Annotated in this window: 12 protein-coding genes; 3 read left to right on the plus strand and 9 right to left on the minus strand. The window is 55.0% G+C overall.

What is annotated here, in order from left to right; genetic code table 11:
• Positions 1 to 106 precede the first annotated feature (106 nt).
• The 3 genes from uvrA to ACT3R7_RS12700 all read left to right on the plus strand — a co-directional run bounded on the left by uvrA (position 107) and on the right by ACT3R7_RS12700 (position 4,506).
• Positions 107 to 2,950: an excinuclease ABC subunit UvrA gene (gene uvrA, locus ACT3R7_RS12690; protein WP_193091488.1), complete on the plus strand. Its 2,844-nt coding sequence runs from the start codon at positions 107 to 109 to the stop codon at positions 2,948 to 2,950.
• A gap of 181 nt (positions 2,951 to 3,131) precedes the next feature.
• Complete coding sequence (locus tag ACT3R7_RS12695; RefSeq protein WP_193091487.1) at positions 3,132 to 3,875, plus strand: Crp/Fnr family transcriptional regulator; 744 nt, start codon at positions 3,132 to 3,134, stop codon at positions 3,873 to 3,875.
• 91 nt (positions 3,876 to 3,966) lie between these two features.
• Positions 3,967 to 4,506: a hypothetical protein gene (locus ACT3R7_RS12700; protein ID WP_192536462.1), complete on the plus strand. Its 540-nt coding sequence runs from the start codon at positions 3,967 to 3,969 to the stop codon at positions 4,504 to 4,506.
• Between the two features lie 34 nt (positions 4,507 to 4,540).
• Here the strand turns inward: ACT3R7_RS12700 and ACT3R7_RS12705 are convergent, their stop codons facing one another.
• The 9 genes from ACT3R7_RS12705 to flhB form a co-directional block, all read right to left on the minus strand.
• Positions 4,541 to 6,544, minus strand: coding sequence for a sensor domain-containing diguanylate cyclase (locus ACT3R7_RS12705; RefSeq protein ID WP_193091486.1), 2,004 nt, complete (start codon positions 6,542 to 6,544; stop codon positions 4,541 to 4,543).
• A 24-nt stretch (positions 6,545 to 6,568) separates the two neighbouring features.
• On the minus strand, positions 6,569 to 7,237 hold the full coding sequence (locus ACT3R7_RS12710; RefSeq protein WP_192536460.1) for an OmpA/MotB family protein: 669 nt from the start codon (positions 7,235 to 7,237) through the stop codon (positions 6,569 to 6,571).
• A 4-nt stretch (positions 7,238 to 7,241) separates the two neighbouring features.
• Entirely contained in the window at positions 7,242 to 8,060 is an 819-nt protein-coding gene (locus tag ACT3R7_RS12715) for a motility protein A (RefSeq protein ID WP_192536459.1), read from the minus strand.
• 39 nt (positions 8,061 to 8,099) lie between these two features.
• Positions 8,100 to 8,801 carry an RNA polymerase sigma factor FliA gene (locus tag ACT3R7_RS12720; protein ID WP_192536458.1) on the minus strand — a complete coding sequence of 234 codons (702 nt, stop codon included), beginning with the start codon at positions 8,799 to 8,801 and terminating at the stop codon, positions 8,100 to 8,102.
• A 26-nt stretch (positions 8,802 to 8,827) separates the two neighbouring features.
• Complete coding sequence (locus ACT3R7_RS12725) at positions 8,828 to 9,232, minus strand: flagellar protein FlhE (RefSeq protein ID WP_192536457.1); 405 nt, start codon at positions 9,230 to 9,232, stop codon at positions 8,828 to 8,830.
• A gap of 65 nt (positions 9,233 to 9,297) precedes the next feature.
• A complete protein-coding gene (locus ACT3R7_RS12730; RefSeq protein WP_496199230.1) occupies positions 9,298 to 9,987 on the minus strand; it encodes a hypothetical protein in 690 nt (229 codons plus the stop codon).
• The gene (flhF, locus tag ACT3R7_RS12735) at positions 9,984 to 12,149 is read right to left on the minus strand and encodes a flagellar biosynthesis GTPase FlhF (RefSeq protein WP_193091484.1); all 2,166 of its coding nucleotides are present in this window, start codon (positions 12,147 to 12,149) and stop codon (positions 9,984 to 9,986) included. The genes ACT3R7_RS12730 and flhF overlap by 4 nt, the downstream gene beginning before the upstream one ends.
• Positions 12,150 to 12,203: 54 nt before the next feature.
• On the minus strand, positions 12,204 to 14,285 hold the full coding sequence (gene flhA, locus ACT3R7_RS12740; protein WP_496199231.1) for a flagellar biosynthesis protein FlhA: 2,082 nt from the start codon (positions 14,283 to 14,285) through the stop codon (positions 12,204 to 12,206).
• Positions 14,282 to 15,448 (minus strand): flagellar biosynthesis protein FlhB, encoded by a 1,167-nt coding sequence (gene flhB / locus ACT3R7_RS12745; RefSeq protein WP_192536453.1) that lies wholly within the window; start codon positions 15,446 to 15,448, stop codon positions 14,282 to 14,284. The genes flhA and flhB overlap by 4 nt, the downstream gene beginning before the upstream one ends.
• Positions 15,449 to 15,511: the final 63 nt, after the last annotated feature.

The raw sequence follows: 15,511 nt of genomic DNA on the forward strand, positions 1-15,511 counted from the left end.
CATCCACGCTGGAAACGCTGTCCTGCGTTAAGCTATAAAAGCGTTTTTGCCGGAAGGTGGATGGCAAACGTATAATTACTCTTTTGCCGCGCGAGTCGAGGTGTTGATGGACAGCATTCTGGTCAGGGGTGCACGCACCCACAACCTCAAGCAGATCGATGTGGAACTGCCCCGCGACAAGTTAATCGTGATTACTGGGCTTTCAGGTTCAGGTAAATCGTCGCTGGCATTTGATACGCTCTATGCCGAAGGACAGCGGCGCTACGTAGAGTCGCTCTCTACCTATGCGCGCCAGTTTCTGTCAATGATGGAAAAGCCCGATGTGGATCACATCGAAGGGTTATCGCCCGCCATTTCCATTGAGCAGAAATCTACCTCCCACAACCCACGCTCAACCGTGGGTACCATCACCGAAATTTATGACTACCTGCGCCTGCTGTTTGCACGCGCTGGAACCCCCCGCTGCCCCGAACACGGCGAAGAGCTTGAGGCTCAGACCATTTCGCAGATGGTCGACCAGGTAATGAACCTGGCCGAAGGCACTAAACTGATGTTACTGGCCCCAGTGGTTAAAGGGCGTAAGGGAGAACACTTACAGCTTTTGGCCGAGCTTCGCGCGCAAGGCTTTGTCCGCGCATTAATCGATGGTCAAGTGCTGGAGCTTGACGATATTGCGCCGCTCGACAAGCGCAAAAAGCACGACATTAGCGTGGTCGTTGACCGTTTCAAAGTGCGCGACGATATTGCTCAGCGGCTTGCCGAATCGTTTGAGACGGCAGTTAATCTCACCGATGGCACCGCCATGATCCACTTTATGGATGGCGAGCAGGAAGATTTGGCGTTCTCATCACGCTTTGCCTGCCCGGTCTGTGGCTATTCACTTGCCGAACTTGAACCGCGCATGTTCTCGTTTAATAACCCAGCCGGTGCCTGCCCTACCTGCGATGGCCTGGGTATACAGCAGTATTTTGATCCTGAAAAGCTGATTAGCCACCCTGAGCTTTCGTTAGCCGAAGGCGTCATTAAAGGCTGGGATCGGCGCAATATTTATTATTTCACCCAGTTGCAGGCGCTTGCCAAACACTACCAATTTGAGCTGGAAACGCCCTGGAAAGATCTCGCTCGACATGAGCGGGATGTGATCCTTAACGGTAGTGGCGACGAGCAAATCCCCTTTGCCTATGTTGGCGACCGGGGACGTAAGGTAACGCGCGAGCATGTTTTTGAAGGCGTATTGCCTAACATGCAGCGCCGCTACCGGGAAACCGAGTCCAACATGGTGCGCGATGATCTGGCGAAGTACATTGCCATGCAGCCTTGCGCCACCTGTCATGGCACGCGCTTACGCAGAGAGTCGCGCCATGTGTATGTCGATGACCGTAATATCGCCGATGTAGTTTGTATCCCAATCGGTGAGGCGTGGCGCTATTTTGCCAAGTTAAGCCTGCCCGGTCGCAAAGGCGAAATTGCCGACAAGATCGTTAACGAAATCCATGCTCGCCTGGAGTTTCTGGTTAATGTCGGGCTTGATTACCTGAACCTTGAGCGCAGTGCCGATACGCTTTCCGGTGGCGAAGCCCAGCGAATTCGCTTGGCAAGCCAAATTGGCGCGGGCCTGGTGGGGGTCATGTACATTCTGGACGAGCCTTCGATTGGCCTGCACCAGCGTGACAACGACCGCCTGTTAAAAACCCTTGAGCGGCTGCGCGATTTGGGTAATACCGTCATCGTGGTAGAGCATGACGAGGACGCCATCCGCGCGGCTGATCATGTGCTGGACATCGGCCCGGGTGCGGGCGTACACGGCGGTGAAATTGTGGCTCAAGGCACGCCGCAGCAGGTAATGGATAACCCCGCCTCGTTAACCGGTCAGTACCTTTCAGGCACACGCGAAATCAGCGTTCCGCCTTATCGTATCCCCGGTAACCCGGAAAAGCAGCTGGTGTTACGCGGCGCAACCGGTAACAACCTGCAGAACGTGACGCTCAGCCTGCCGCTGGGCCTGTTTATTGCGATTACCGGCGTGTCGGGCTCGGGTAAATCGACACTGATCAACGGCACGCTAATGCCCATCGCGGCCCGGGAGCTTAACCGTGCGACCACGCTGACGGCCGCGCCCTACGAGAAAATTGAAGGGCTCGATCAGCTCGATAAAGTCATCGATATTGACCAAAGCCCGATTGGGCGTACGCCGCGCTCTAACCCGGCGACCTATACCGGCATCTTTACGCCTATCCGTGAGCTGTTTGCTGGTACCCAGGAGGCGCGCTCGCGCGGCTACAAACCGGGACGCTTCAGCTTTAACGTCAAGGGCGGGCGCTGCGAGGCCTGTCAGGGCGAAGGCATGATCAAGGTCGAGATGCACTTCCTGCCAGATATCTATGTGCCGTGTGACGTTTGTAAAGGCAAGCGCTATAACCGCGAAACCCTGGATATTCACTACAAAGGCAAAACCATCCACGAAGTGCTAGAGATGACGGTCGAGGACGCGCTTGAGTTTTTCAGTCCGGTTCCGGCCATCGCTCGCCGCTTACAGACCTTGCTCGATGTCGGGCTCTCGTATATTCGACTTGGCCAAAGTGCAACCACCCTCTCAGGGGGCGAAGCTCAACGTGTCAAGCTTGCCCGGGAGCTTGCCAAGCGCGACACCGGCAAGACGCTCTACATTTTGGATGAGCCTACCACCGGTCTTCATTTCGAGGATATTCGCCAGCTGCTGACCGTTTTGCACCGCCTGCGTGATCATGGCAATACCATTGTGGTGATTGAACACAATCTTGATGTGATCAAGACCGCCGACTGGATCGTAGACCTAGGTCCTGAAGGCGGCTCGGGGGGTGGCCAGATTATCGCCGAGGGCACTCCTGAGCACATTGCCAAGCAGAGCGTTTCACATACCGGGCGGTTTTTATCGCCGCTACTTGAGCGCAACAAGAATACGCCTAAATAGTAGTTAAAACGACGGCTAAAACGGGGGTGGGTATTTACCCACCCTAACGCCGTTTTTGTGTAATAATTTAACCGGAACCCCCCTGTGATAGGGCAGCCCGACTACCCAGTATGCAATTGTATTGCTTAAGTTATTGGTCATATTACTAAACGTCGTTAAGCAATATCCATGGAGAACCCCTGTGAGCCAAGAACAAAGCTGCATCCTCCATCACTTCAGCCATTACTGCTCTTTAAACAAGGAAGAAAAAGAGCTATTGATATCACTGGAAGAAAGTCCCACCGATATCAAAGCAGGCTCACTACTCTGGGAAATGGGCGATCCAGCAAGCGAATTCTGCACATTGAAAAGCGGCTGGGCGTTCTCCTATCGCCACCTTGAGAATGGCAACCGACAGATTCTGGAAGTTTTTTTACCCGGCGACATTATCGGTTTGCGCGAATTCGCTTTTTCTCAGCGGCTAGAAAATGTGCGCATGATTACCGATGGCGTTGTGTGCCATTTTCCGCATAAGCGTCTGCTTGAAATATTTCGCCAGTCCATATCGCTCACCTCGGTGGTGTTTGCCATCGCCAGTCGTCATCAGGCACTGCTCACAGAGCGCTTAGTAACCCTTGCACGACGAAGTGCAAGGCAAAAAACGGCGCATTTCCTATATGAGATGTACCTAAGACTACGCCAGACTAATAGCGATATTGATGGGCAGTTTCGGCTTCCGCTTTCGCAAGAGCAGCTTGCCGACATTCTAGGCTTAAGCCCTGTCCATGTGAGCCGTACGTTCAGCTCGCTGAGTGAGGAGGGCCTTGTGTTTCGTGACCGACACAATCTCACGATCCCCGATTTGAAAGCGCTGGCTGAGGCCGGTGAGTTTGATGACTGCTATCTTCACGATGACGTTAGACCCCTGTTTGATATGTCGGCCTAACCCGGCTGCGTGCAGCTGTATGCAGCCGTTTTGCGAAGGCTTCGCTCATCATTGCCTGTAGGCTTTTCTTACCTAACGTTGACGACTAATCATGAAACCTTTCTCAACTGCCCTGACCAGTGCCTGCCTGTTTTTCGCGTCTTTAGCATCCGCGGCAACGTTTAATGTGCAGGATGCGCAAACGCATGGTCATTGGCAGTCGATGGCGCTTACGCTGGGTAGTGAACGCCATTTTCGCGCGGTTGAGACACACAGCTACTCAGACGCCACGCTCAGCCTGAACGCGACACAAAATGTGTGCGATTTACCCTGGCTTGAAATGCGTGTCACGCTGGAGCAACAGCAAGGTGAGAGTAAAACCGTCAACCTAGTCCCCACACGGCTACGCATTGATGAACATCCTGTGGTGGACACCATGGCAGAATTTATCACTGAGCGCGGCGATGATGGTTTTTATGTGCACTTCTACCTTGGTGACATGCAGACATTAATGACTCAGATGCGTCAAGGCGAACAGCTGTTTCTAGGCTTTGATCAAGGCGAACAGGCGCCTTGGTATATGACGTTCCAGCTTGAAGGAGCCAACGAGGCTATTAAGCGCATGCAAACACTTTGCGAGGCTTCGCGCTGAACATTGATAGCCAAAACAGCGTGTTTTTAACATGTTAGGCGATTTCACCGTCGGCTATTTCAACCCGATCTCGGCCTTCGCGTTTTGCACGATACATAGCCTGATCGGCGCGGGCGATTAACGTTTTACAGCTATCCCCAGACTGCCAAACAGCAATACCGATACTCACAGTGACCAATTGCTTAAGCCCTTCGACATGCAGCGTTGTGAGCAGTGTGCGTAAACGCTCGGCTAAACCTAGCGCAGCCTGAAGATCAGAGTGAGTGGCGAGCACTACAAATTCTTCCCCACCCCAACGACCAAAATAGTCGCAGCCACGCAGCGAGCTTTCCACCAGCCGTGCCAGGGCCACTAAAACGTCGTCTCCCAGGCTATGCCCGTGGGTATCATTGATCGTTTTAAAGTGATCGACATCGAATAGCAGTAGCGCGAAACCTGCTCCATAGCGTTTCGCCGCGACAAGCTCTGTATCGATCGCTTGCTCTATGCGGTAGCGGTTCCATACCTGAGTTAATGGATCAAAGTGGGCAAGCTGCTCAAGGCGCTGATTGGCAGCTGCCAGCGCCTTGCGCTCATTTTCAAGATGCATATTCAACATGCCGATTTCGTAACTCGAAATGGCAAGTGTTAAGTCTTCGCCTAGTTTCACGGCCGCTAAGCGTTCAACGCGCTGCCACGCGTCACTGCTACCGATAATTTCCTCATACCAGGCAGCTGGCGGCGAATTGCATATTGACGGCGTGACTTGGCTGGTCGGCTGCATGGACCAGTAGAGCGCCTCAACCTGCTCGGGCCGAAAGAAGCATAGCCATGCGCGCTGTGCCGGATTCATAGGTAGCGGTACGGCAAGCACCCCAGACTGCTCTGGCATGGCAAGCGAACTGGTGAGCGGCTCTTTAGCGATGCGGCGAGTACACCATGGCCCGCTATGCGTATGGGCATTGCCTAAACGAATCACAAATTGGCTAATCGCCTCAGGTGTGGGCGTCTTTCCAACCTGATAGACGGCCCCTGCAATCCACAGCGCAATGCCGTGGGCACGGAACATCGTCATCCACGTATCAGCATGATTAAACAGCAGTTGCTGCGGGCTTTGTGGTTCTTGGTGCGGGCTGGTAGCAGGCATCAGGCTGTCCTGGACACGCTTTAGATAGCGCGCTTCCTGACGAGCGCGCAGCAGTGCCAGCCGCTCGGTCACCATTTGTACCAAGATATGTACCGCATCCCGAACCGAGGCCGGTACCGGATGCGGCGTAGTCGAAAAGCAGGAAAGCAGTCCCCAAAGGCCTGTGTCACGCTGCATAGCCACGCACAGCATGGAACGCACACCTAGCGACTCCATATAGCACTGCCGCTCTGGGGCTGGCGCACGAAGTACGCTCGCGTCTAAATTGATCGGAAAGTCGTTAGGCACAAGTTGTTCAAATGACGCGTTGGCATCTTCAATAAAGCGTACAGGATGGCGTGCATAGGCACGTCGAAGCGTTGGTGGAACGTCACTTGCCGCCATCCGTTGCCCCACTAAAGCCGGCAGCTGGGTATCTTTAGCCTCGGCCACAATATGGCCATGCCAGTCAGGGTCAAAATGACAGACAGTCACGCGTTCGAAACCCGTTAGCTGGCGGACTTCATTCACCAAATAGGTGAGCAACTCGTCTTGATTGGCCGCTTCTGTGAGCTTAATAAATTGCTCATTGATCGCCCCTAGCAGGCGTCGCTGCCCCACAATGACAAGCGGCTCAATCTCCATGATGACGTGTTCACCGCTTCGGTAAGCACGCAGCTGCAGACGGGCCTGCTTATCCGATCCATGGTTGAATACTAGCGGTGCCGCTAGCCGCTGCTGACCCTGTAGCTCACGCCGAGCCCGTTGAGCCATACGCTTACCCAACAGTTGATTTAGCGTTATCTTCTGCGAAGAGGCGCTTAAACCGACCAGCGCTTCAAGGTTAGTGCTGGTGGCTTGAATATGCCGACTATCGGCATCAAGCACCAGTAAGGCACCAAATGACTGCAGTAAAGGGTGATGCTTAGACACAAACCCGACCTTCAGTAAATTGATTTACCCCTCTGACTGATGACGCAACAATAGTTCAACGCGCCGGTTAGCGGCTCGTCCATCAGGCGTTGCGTTACTCTCCATGGGTTGGGTGTCAGCATAACCAACGGCCCGCATACGAGAAATAGCCACCCCCTGACGCTCTAGATGACGCATCACAGCAATTGCGCGTCCAGCAGACAGCTCCCAGTTGGAGGGGAATCGGGGAGTCGCAATAGGAATGTTGTCAGTGTGCCCCTCAACTGATATTTGGCCGTCAAAGGTTGCCAACGCTTCTATAACGCTTTCTATCACATCTTGTCCCTGAGCGGTTAGTACTGCCTCACCACTGGGAAACAAAAGGTTGTCATCAATGCGCAGCGTAACGCCGCCCTGGCCTTGCGATACGCTAACGCCTGGGATATCCAGGGCCACCATCTGTGGCTGTAAACCGCTATGCCGCGGGTAGATTCCGGTCGCAAGCGTGGCTAGCGGTAGCGCTTCAGCCACGCTTGCGCCTATGCCTCCGCCCTCATCCGCCTCACTGCCACCCGGAGGTGACAGAGCCAGCAGCAGTACAAATAACGTAATCAGCAGGGTCAGTACATCTAAGTAGCTGGTAAGCCAACTCTCATCGCTTTCGCTCTGCCCTGCCGGCATTTCCAATGCATGACGAGTATCGCGATCCAGCATCGTGTTAGCCCTTCGCCGCCGCGCTTGAGGGATCCGGTCGCGGCTTTATGCTGGCATCACGAATTTCATCATTATAATTAGCAATAAACGAATTCAGCGTCTCTTCAATAAATGAAGGCAGGCGCCGTTTAGTAATCAGGGAAATGCCTTCCAATACCATGTTCATGGTGATCAGACGCTCTTCCGTACGCCGTTCAAGCTTGACAGCTATCGGCTTGAATACCAGGTTGGCCAGCAAAATACCGTAAAACGTCGTTAGCAGCGCTACCGCCATGCGTGGGCCAATCACATCCAGGTCGCCTGCATCCATGACTTCGAGCATATTCACCAGCCCAACGAGCGTACCGATCATGCCAAACGCTGGCGCATAGGTCGCCATGGTGCGAAAAATTTGCGCTTCCGCATGCTCGCGGGCTTTTAAACGGGCGATACGCCAACGCAGCATATCGAAAATTTCGTCTTCTTTAGTATTGGCAATCACCAGTTGAATGCCGGTACGTAAAAATGGGTTACGTGTATGCACCAGCTCTTTTTCCACCGCCCTTACATCGCCTTTAAACCATAGCCGGGACATAGCAACCAGTTCATTGATATCGTCACGTGCATAGGTGTTTTCACGCCGAAAGACGAGGCCCACCAGACGCACCACACGCAACACTTCCTTTAGCGGGTAGCTGATAAACGTGGCTGCCAACGTGCCGGTCACCACGATCGCTAAACCGGGCAGGTTGATAAAGCTTTCCGGAGACTCTGCAGTAAAAAACAGAACGCTCACCAGCAGTAGCATACTGGCGAATATACCTATCAGCGTAGACGGGTTCATCAACGGTTCCTTGCCGGTTATGGTGTAGATAGAAGCGGTTCAAGCAGAATCGTGTAAGCGGGCCCGCAGTCGGCTTATCGCCTGGCTATGCAGCTGCGACACACGTGACTCCGTCACTCCGAGCACGGCTCCCACTTCTTTAAGATTCAGCTCTTCTTGGTAATAAAGCGCCATCAGCAGTTTTTCCCGCTCAGGGAGCGCCTCAATGGCGGCGATTAACGTTTGCCGCTGCTGCTCATCAAGCAGCTTTTCAAACGGTAAATTGCTGACATCGAAGCTTGCTGGCTCGCCGCCATCAGCGACAAGTTCCTCAAACGGCAGTAACTGGCCGCTATTGGTGTCGTTAAGCAGCTGCTGATATTCATCGAGCGGCATATCAAGTTCAAGCGCAATTTCTTTTTCTTCCGGTGGGCGCCCCAATTGCTGCTCCAGCCGGCGTACCGTGTCATCCATTGCGCGAGCAGCCCTCCTTACGCTGCGCGGCATCCAGTCCCGAGTGCGCAGCTCATCCACCATCGCACCACGGATACGTTGGCTTGCAAAGGTCGCAAAACTGGCTCCTTGAGCGGCGTCAAAACGACCTAGCGCTTCTAAAAGCCCTACCGTGCCTGCCTGGATAAGATCGTCAAGTTCAATGCTTGCGGGCAACCTGACCTGCAGCGTTAAGGCGTGACGTCTTACCAGTGGCATATACTGCGCTAACAGCTCACCTTGTTTGATTCTGCCTTTTGCTGTGTACATCTTATTGCCTCGCGGCTATACAACTTTTACTGGTAGTTCACGATTACATTCAGCCCTTGCACGCGGACAGGGCGCTGACCTGGCATTAAGGCAAAGCGGAACTGCAGTGGAACATCCGCTTGCCTGCCCGCCAGTTGGGTAATGGTACCGCGCCCGCCACTCAGCGCAACGCACTGCTCTGGATGACATAGCCAAGCATTAATGGGTACCCCTGGAGGCGCGTCAAGCCGCCAGTGTATACGGTCAAGAACACCGTCATGCGCAAGTGCCCCATTGGGTGGCACTATTGGCTGACTGCGGCTTTCACGATCACTCATTGCCACCATCACGCTGGGCACCGACGCACTCCAACTGCCCGCAGCCCCAGCCGTGCCGATAATACCCAAGAGGCCACTTACCACACAGACTACCTTTAACCATCCGCTTAGCATACTTAGCATTCCCTCAGATCGACGGCTTGGCATAAGCCTTACATAGAAGCGCCTGCATGTCGCTTTCAGCGTGCCAGCAATAACAAATCGGTCGCCAAATAATGCGCAGCGGCTTCGCGCAAGTTACTTAGTAGCCCTTGGCGCGGCAAATACGGCTCGTGGAGTGCCAACAAGCGGCGCGGCCCACCATTTTCACGTGCCAGGCGTAAGGCGCGGTACATTTGTGCAAACGCATCAGCCTCACTGTTAACCCATAGTGCCCAGCGCGCGTGCTTAGCGCTTAACTGAGCCAGTTCGGACGCATCGGCCTTGACCACGCAAATAGCCCAGTCATCAGGATCGCCCGCCCAGTGGCGTCCCAGGGCAGCCCACTGCGCCAGGCGGCTCTTTACCTGATTGGCCGACGGTGCCCCACGGCCAGGTAAACCAACAATAAATAAGGTTTTTTTAGGCCTAACCAGCGGACCTTCAGGCGGCTCTAACATTGTGTGCGAAGGCGTGAGGACGCTTTGCGTATGAGTCTCGCTGGTCTTTCCCGCGTCTGTCTCTGTCTCTGTCTCTGTCTCTGTCTCTGTCTCTGTCTCTGTCTCTGTCTCTGTCTCTGTCTCTGTCTCTGTCTCTGTCTCTGTCTCTGTCTCTGTCTCTGTCTCTGTCTCTGTCTCTGTCTCTAAGAGAGCATCAGAGGTCGCTTGCGTCTGTTTCAAGCGCTGGGTATCTGCCCATTGGCGTAAACCCGCCGCCTGATCCTGGCTCATATGCTCACCTCTTGGCTAATACCGCCCAGTTGGCGAATAGCGTCACGTGCCATAAAGGCATATACCAACGCGTCCAACATGGCCGTATCGCGCCGTTTGCGGCGCGCGCCCAGCAAACTCAACAGGTCGGTGCGCAAGGTCGAAGCCGCGTCATCCTCAGCGCTATCTAGGTGACCGACCACCGCTGCCATGCCGCTGGCCATTAATAAGCGCACTTCGGGGTTCAGATCTCCGCTATCGGCCTCTTTCAACTGCTGCCAAGCCCGCTTCGTGAGCGCCGCAAGCCCTTCCCCCTGTAGCTGTATCAGCAGCAGCGATAAGATCTCGCTACCTAAGTGGGCTGGCGTGAGCCAGTAACGCCGGGTAACCACCTTGGCGCTTTCGGGGTCACGGATCTCGCCATACCATGCCAGCAATACGTTGCCAGCCTCATTGTGTACTTCTGCATAGGCGGTCCATAGCTGCATGTACTGGCCGCGAAAGCGCACACCAACATGATGGCTGAGCGTGCTTTCATTAAACAGTAAGCGCAGCGCATAGCGCTCGCCGTGAAAGTATACCCGCTGTGCCGAGCTAACCAGGCTGATCCAGGTCAGTTGCTGCTCATTTAACCAGCACACGGTTTCCGGTACGGGTAAGACGGGCAAGATGTGCGTGCTCGCCCCAGCCGCTTCCTTTAAAGTCTCCAGGCGCGCCTGCCAACCCGCCGGCTGGCGGTGCTGGAGCCAGGGCAAGGCAAGCCAGGCATTCTGCTCATTAAAGCCGATATCCGGCATGGCCCAATCGCAGCCACGTTCATTGCGCCGTGCAGCCCAGACCACTCCTTTCGCAGGTAAAGGCTGGGTAAGCTGCCGGGCAAGCTGGGCATCTTGTAACTCCCCCGGTAGCGCGCCAATATCCCACACGGCTTCAAGAGCGTTGAAACCCGACATACGCTGACGCAAGCGCGTGAGCAGCGATGACAGCCGCCGACCTTGGCCAAGCACATCCCGCGACCAGCGAGGCATACTGACAGCGGCTGGCCGTGCCGTGCGCGCGCTCATAGGCACCTGCGTTGCCAGAGCCTGATCAATCAGCGACTCAGGCAGCGCCACGCTCATATCTTCAGGCACCTGCTGGCCATTCGAGCTGAACAGCACGCGCATCCCATGGCGTATGACGATATCTAATACCGGTGCCAGCCGGCCGGCTTCGTCCTGTTTGGTGATAATGCAGTCATTAAGCTCAGCCCCCGCCGCACGCGCAGCCTGGCGATAACGCAACACGACCTCTTCAAGGGTTTCTGGCTGGCTGGCCGCGTTCAGCAGAAGCACCAGACGAACGGTAGACTGGCCTCCTTGCAAATGGGCGATCTGCTCTATTACGCGCTGATCACGCTGGCTCATGCCGACGGTATCGATCATGACCCACTGCTTGCCCTGCAGACGCCCCAGCAGATCATCAACCGGTTGCTCAGCATCTAGCGCATACATGGGCGTATCCAACAGGCGAGCGTAGATTCTTAACTGTTCATGGGCGCCAATACGGAAACTATCAGTGGTCACCAAAGCCACAGGGCGTGTGCCATGACGCATCACAAAGCGTGCGGCAAGCTTAGCCGTGGTCGTGGTTTTGCCCACCCCGGTAGGCCCGACCAGGGCAACAATACCGGTTTGGTCGAAAAAGCTGGCTTCCTCATCCAGCACACTGAGCCTGCTGGTCAGTTGCTGACGAAGCCAGATCAGCGGCTGATCACTATTAGAGTCAAGTGCTTGCAGTGACTCAGGCAGGCCTTTGAGTACTTCATCGCTAAGCTCGGCGCTAAATCCCACGCGGTCCAGCAGCTGATATAGCCGCTCTTGTGTACCCACTGCCTGTAAAGGCTCAACGGGGCGGGTCGCCTGCTGGCTGGTTATCAGGGCGCGCATATCCTGCATTTCGCGCAGCAGTCGCTCGCTCATGGCCTGAAGTGGATCCTGCGCCTCGACAAGCGGTGCTAGCGGGCTAACAACCGGCGCAGCGGTGGTCTCAACAGGCTCGACGACATCGTCGGCCATTGCCAAAATTTCAATGCCATCGTCGGTTCGCCGGTTGGCCAGAATAAGAGCATCATCGCCAAGTGTTTCACGTACCTGGCGCATGACATCACGACTGTTTGCTCCAATAAAACGCTTAACGCTCATGCCTTACCTTATGTATGTACAAGAAACCGATGCGCTGGTTACTGCCTGTCATGCTTAGCGCCCCCCCACTATCGTGGTCACGCGCAACGTACGGTCATCGGGGATCTCAGCTTGAGACATGACGACAAGGTGACGCAAGCGGCGACGCAAAAAGCGCGATAGCACGCCGCGCAGGGAGTGCTGAACGACCAGCACCGGCGCGTCGCCACTGCCCTCATGACGCTCCAGTGCTTGCTGCGCCTGTGTCATTAAGGTTTCAGCAAGGCCCGGCTCCATTGCCCCATTTCCATTCATTGCTTGCATTAGCACCTGCTCAAGCTGGGCATCAAGTCCCATCACATTGAGAGTTTCCTGCCCGGCAAACCATTGCTGTGTAATGGCGCGACCTAATCCGATACGTACAAGCGCGGTAAGCTCGTTGGGGTCTTGTTGCTGTCCGGCAAACTCGGCCAGGGTATCCAAAATAGTGCGCATATCACGGATAGAGACATCCTCTTCCAGCAGATTTTGCAAAATACGCTGCAAGATGGTGAGCGAAATCGCTTTGGGCACGACCTCTTCTACCAGTGACTTCTGATCATCGCCTAGTTTATCGAGCAGCTTCTGCACCTCTTGGCGACCCAGCATTTCAGGTGAGTGACGGTGCAAAAGATGGTTTAAATGGGTGGCAATCACGGTGCTTGCATCCACCACGGTGTAACCATAAACCTGAGCGTGCTCACGCTGGTTAGTGTCTATCCATACCGCCGGCAGGCCAAAGGCCGGATCTTGGGTAGCCGTTCCCTGCAGCTCTCCAGACACTTGGCCTGGGTCGATCGCTAACCATTTGCCTGGCTGCGCTTCAGCGCGGCCAATTTCGGCGCCTTTCATGGAGAGCACATAGGTATTGGGCGGAAGCTCCAGGTTATCGCGAATATGCACAACAGGGGGCAGAAAGCCGACTTCCTGGGCAAACTTTTTACGCACGCTTTTAATACGCCCTAACAGCTCACCTTTCTGGCGGGCATCTACCAGCGGGATCAAGCGGTGCCCTACTTCCAGGCCCAAGGTATCGACCAGTTGAACATCTTCCCAACTGGCTTCCGGGGTCTCCTGCAGGGCAGGCGGCTCCGCGATAATTTCTTCCTGCACCTGGGCTTTCTGCTTGTTACGAATCAAGAACCAGGCTAAACCGCTTAGTAGCGCCGTAAAGATCAAAAAGACCAGATTGGGCATACCCGGCACTAAGCCTAATAGCCCCATGACCATCGCGGCCAGGATCATGACCTGAGGGTTCACAAACAGCTGGCTGATCATCTGCTGACCAACGTCCTGGTCGGTATTAACGCGGGATACCGTCACACCGGCGGCCGTTGAAATAACCAGCGCCGGGATCTGCGCAACAAGCCCATCACCAATGGTTAACAGCGTATAAGTACGCCCGGCGTCTGCAAAACTCATATCATGCTGCAGCATGCCGATCAGCAGACCACCGATAATATTTACCACCATGATCACAAGACCAGCCATGGCATCGCCGCGGACAAACTTGCTCGCACCGTCCATCGAGCCATAAAAATCGGCTTCCTGAGCAACTTCGGCACGCCGCTTTTTGGCATCGTCTTCGCCAATCAGTCCCGCATTTAAATCAGCGTCGATGGCCATCTGCTTACCGGGCATGGCATCAAGCATAAAGCGTGCGCCCACTTCGGCGATCCGCCCGGCGCCTTTGGTGATTACCATGAAGTTAATAATCACCAAGATTAAGAAGACCACCAGACCTACGGCAAAATTGCCGCCCACCAAAAAAGTACCAAACGCTTCAATGACCTTACCAGCCGACGCACCGCCCGCGTGCCCTTCCATCAGGACAACGCGGGTTGAGGCGACGTTAAGCGACAGGCGCAATAGCGTGGTAAACAGCAAAACCGCCGGGAAGGCGGCAAAATCCAGAGGCTTTTGTGCAAACATGCTGACCAGCAGCACCATGATGGCTAGGGCAATGTTAAAGGTGAACAGTAGATCCAGCGCAAACGGCGGCAAGGGCAGGATCATCATGCCCAAAATCATTAGAATCAGCAGCGGCCCGGCGAGCAGCTTCATGCGTACATCGCCCATCCAATCGCGGTGGGTGACCAGCTGGTTCAAACCTTTCATGACTGCGCCTCATTGCCACCGGCACGACCACCGGGGGTTTGCATTTCCGGGGGTACCGGCAGGTTATCGGGGGTTGGGGGCACCTCGCCTCCTTGTTGTGCAACATGCTTCAGGCGGTACGCCCAGGCCATCACTTCGGCCACCGCGGTATATAGTTCAGCCGGCACTTCTGCCTCTAAATCCACGTGGTGGTAAAGGGCTCGCGCCAACGGCGCAGCCTCAAGGCGAGGGACGCCAGCCTCGGCACCCAGCTCACGTATTTTTGCGGCAACGGCATCCGCCCCTTTGGCGACTAATCGCGGCGCACCCATGCTGCCCTCCTGATACCTCAAGGCAACGGCATAATGAGTGGGGTTGGTAATAATCACATCGGCTTCAGGAACTTTGCTCATCATCCTGCCCCGCGCCATCGCCTGCTGCTGCTGACGAATGCGCCCTTTCACATGAGGGTCGCCTTCTGACTCCTTATGCTCGCGCTTCACCTCTTCCTTGCTCATGCGGAGTTTTTTGGCGTTGCTCCACAGCTGAAAAGGAACATCCATCAGAATCACCACGATCAGCGACAGCACCATCAGTCCGGCGGCTTGGGCCGCCATATTAAGCGCGCTGGCCAACGCCTGCTGCACAGGCTGGTCCATCAATGCTAAAAACTTGCCGATATTGAAGTATAAAAAAGCCGAAACCACACTGCCGATCAGTACTGATTTGGCTATCGCTTTGGCCAGCTCAATAAGCGCCTGGGTTGAGAAGATGCGCTTAACCCCTGCAACAGGATTCAATTTGGAAAGCTTGGGCTGCATGGACTTCGCTGAAACCAGCCAGCCGCCTAGCAGGGCAGGCGCAACCAACGCAATCACGGTGAGCAGTAAAAATAGCGGTATCATGGTAAACAGCGTGCGCTGCCCCAGGTCCAGCGCATTGACCAGCATCGGCATCTCTTCCATGGCTTGCCGGCGGTCAAAGAGCAATGCCTGCTCCATAACCATGCCTAATTGGTCATAGAGCATCATTCCCATGCTCCATAAGCCAATGACGCCGCCTAGCAAAAGCAAAAACGTGGTTAGCTCGCGAGAACGAGGCACCTGCCCCTCTTCGCGCGCCTTTTCCATCCGCCTGGGCGTAGCCTCTTCGGTCTTTTCCTGATCGCTATCGTTATCTGCCATGCTGCCATCCGGCTCGTCGTGCGCGGCTCACCATAAATTCAGCCGCCCCAGGGGACGGCTGAA

It is taken from the genome of Halomonas sp. AOP43-A1-21 (assembly GCF_052376775.1).
Classification (GTDB): domain Bacteria; phylum Pseudomonadota; class Gammaproteobacteria; order Pseudomonadales; family Halomonadaceae; genus Vreelandella; species Vreelandella colorata.

Bases quoted from the DNA above. Each gene is read 5' to 3' on its own strand.
- uvrA (WP_193091488.1), top strand. From the start codon at position 107: ATGGACAGCATTCTGGTCAGGGGTGCACGCACCCACAACCTCAAGCAG.
- ACT3R7_RS12700 (WP_192536462.1), top strand. From the start codon at position 3,967: ATGAAACCTTTCTCAACTGCCCTGACCAGTGCCTGCCTGTTTTTCGCG.
- ACT3R7_RS12710 (WP_192536460.1), bottom strand. From the start codon at position 7,237: ATGCTGGATCGCGATACTCGTCATGCATTGGAAATGCCGGCAGGGCAG.
- ACT3R7_RS12715 (WP_192536459.1), bottom strand. From the start codon at position 8,060: ATGAACCCGTCTACGCTGATAGGTATATTCGCCAGTATGCTACTGCTG.
- ACT3R7_RS12720 (WP_192536458.1), bottom strand. From the start codon at position 8,801: ATGTACACAGCAAAAGGCAGAATCAAACAAGGTGAGCTGTTAGCGCAG.
- ACT3R7_RS12725 (WP_192536457.1), bottom strand. From the start codon at position 9,232: ATGCTAAGCGGATGGTTAAAGGTAGTCTGTGTGGTAAGTGGCCTCTTG.
- ACT3R7_RS12730 (WP_496199230.1), bottom strand. From the start codon at position 9,987: ATGAGCCAGGATCAGGCGGCGGGTTTACGCCAATGGGCAGATACCCAG.
- flhF (WP_193091484.1), bottom strand. From the start codon at position 12,149: ATGAGCGTTAAGCGTTTTATTGGAGCAAACAGTCGTGATGTCATGCGC.
- flhA (WP_496199231.1), bottom strand. From the start codon at position 14,285: ATGAAAGGTTTGAACCAGCTGGTCACCCACCGCGATTGGATGGGCGAT.
- flhB (WP_192536453.1), bottom strand. From the start codon at position 15,448: ATGGCAGATAACGATAGCGATCAGGAAAAGACCGAAGAGGCTACGCCC.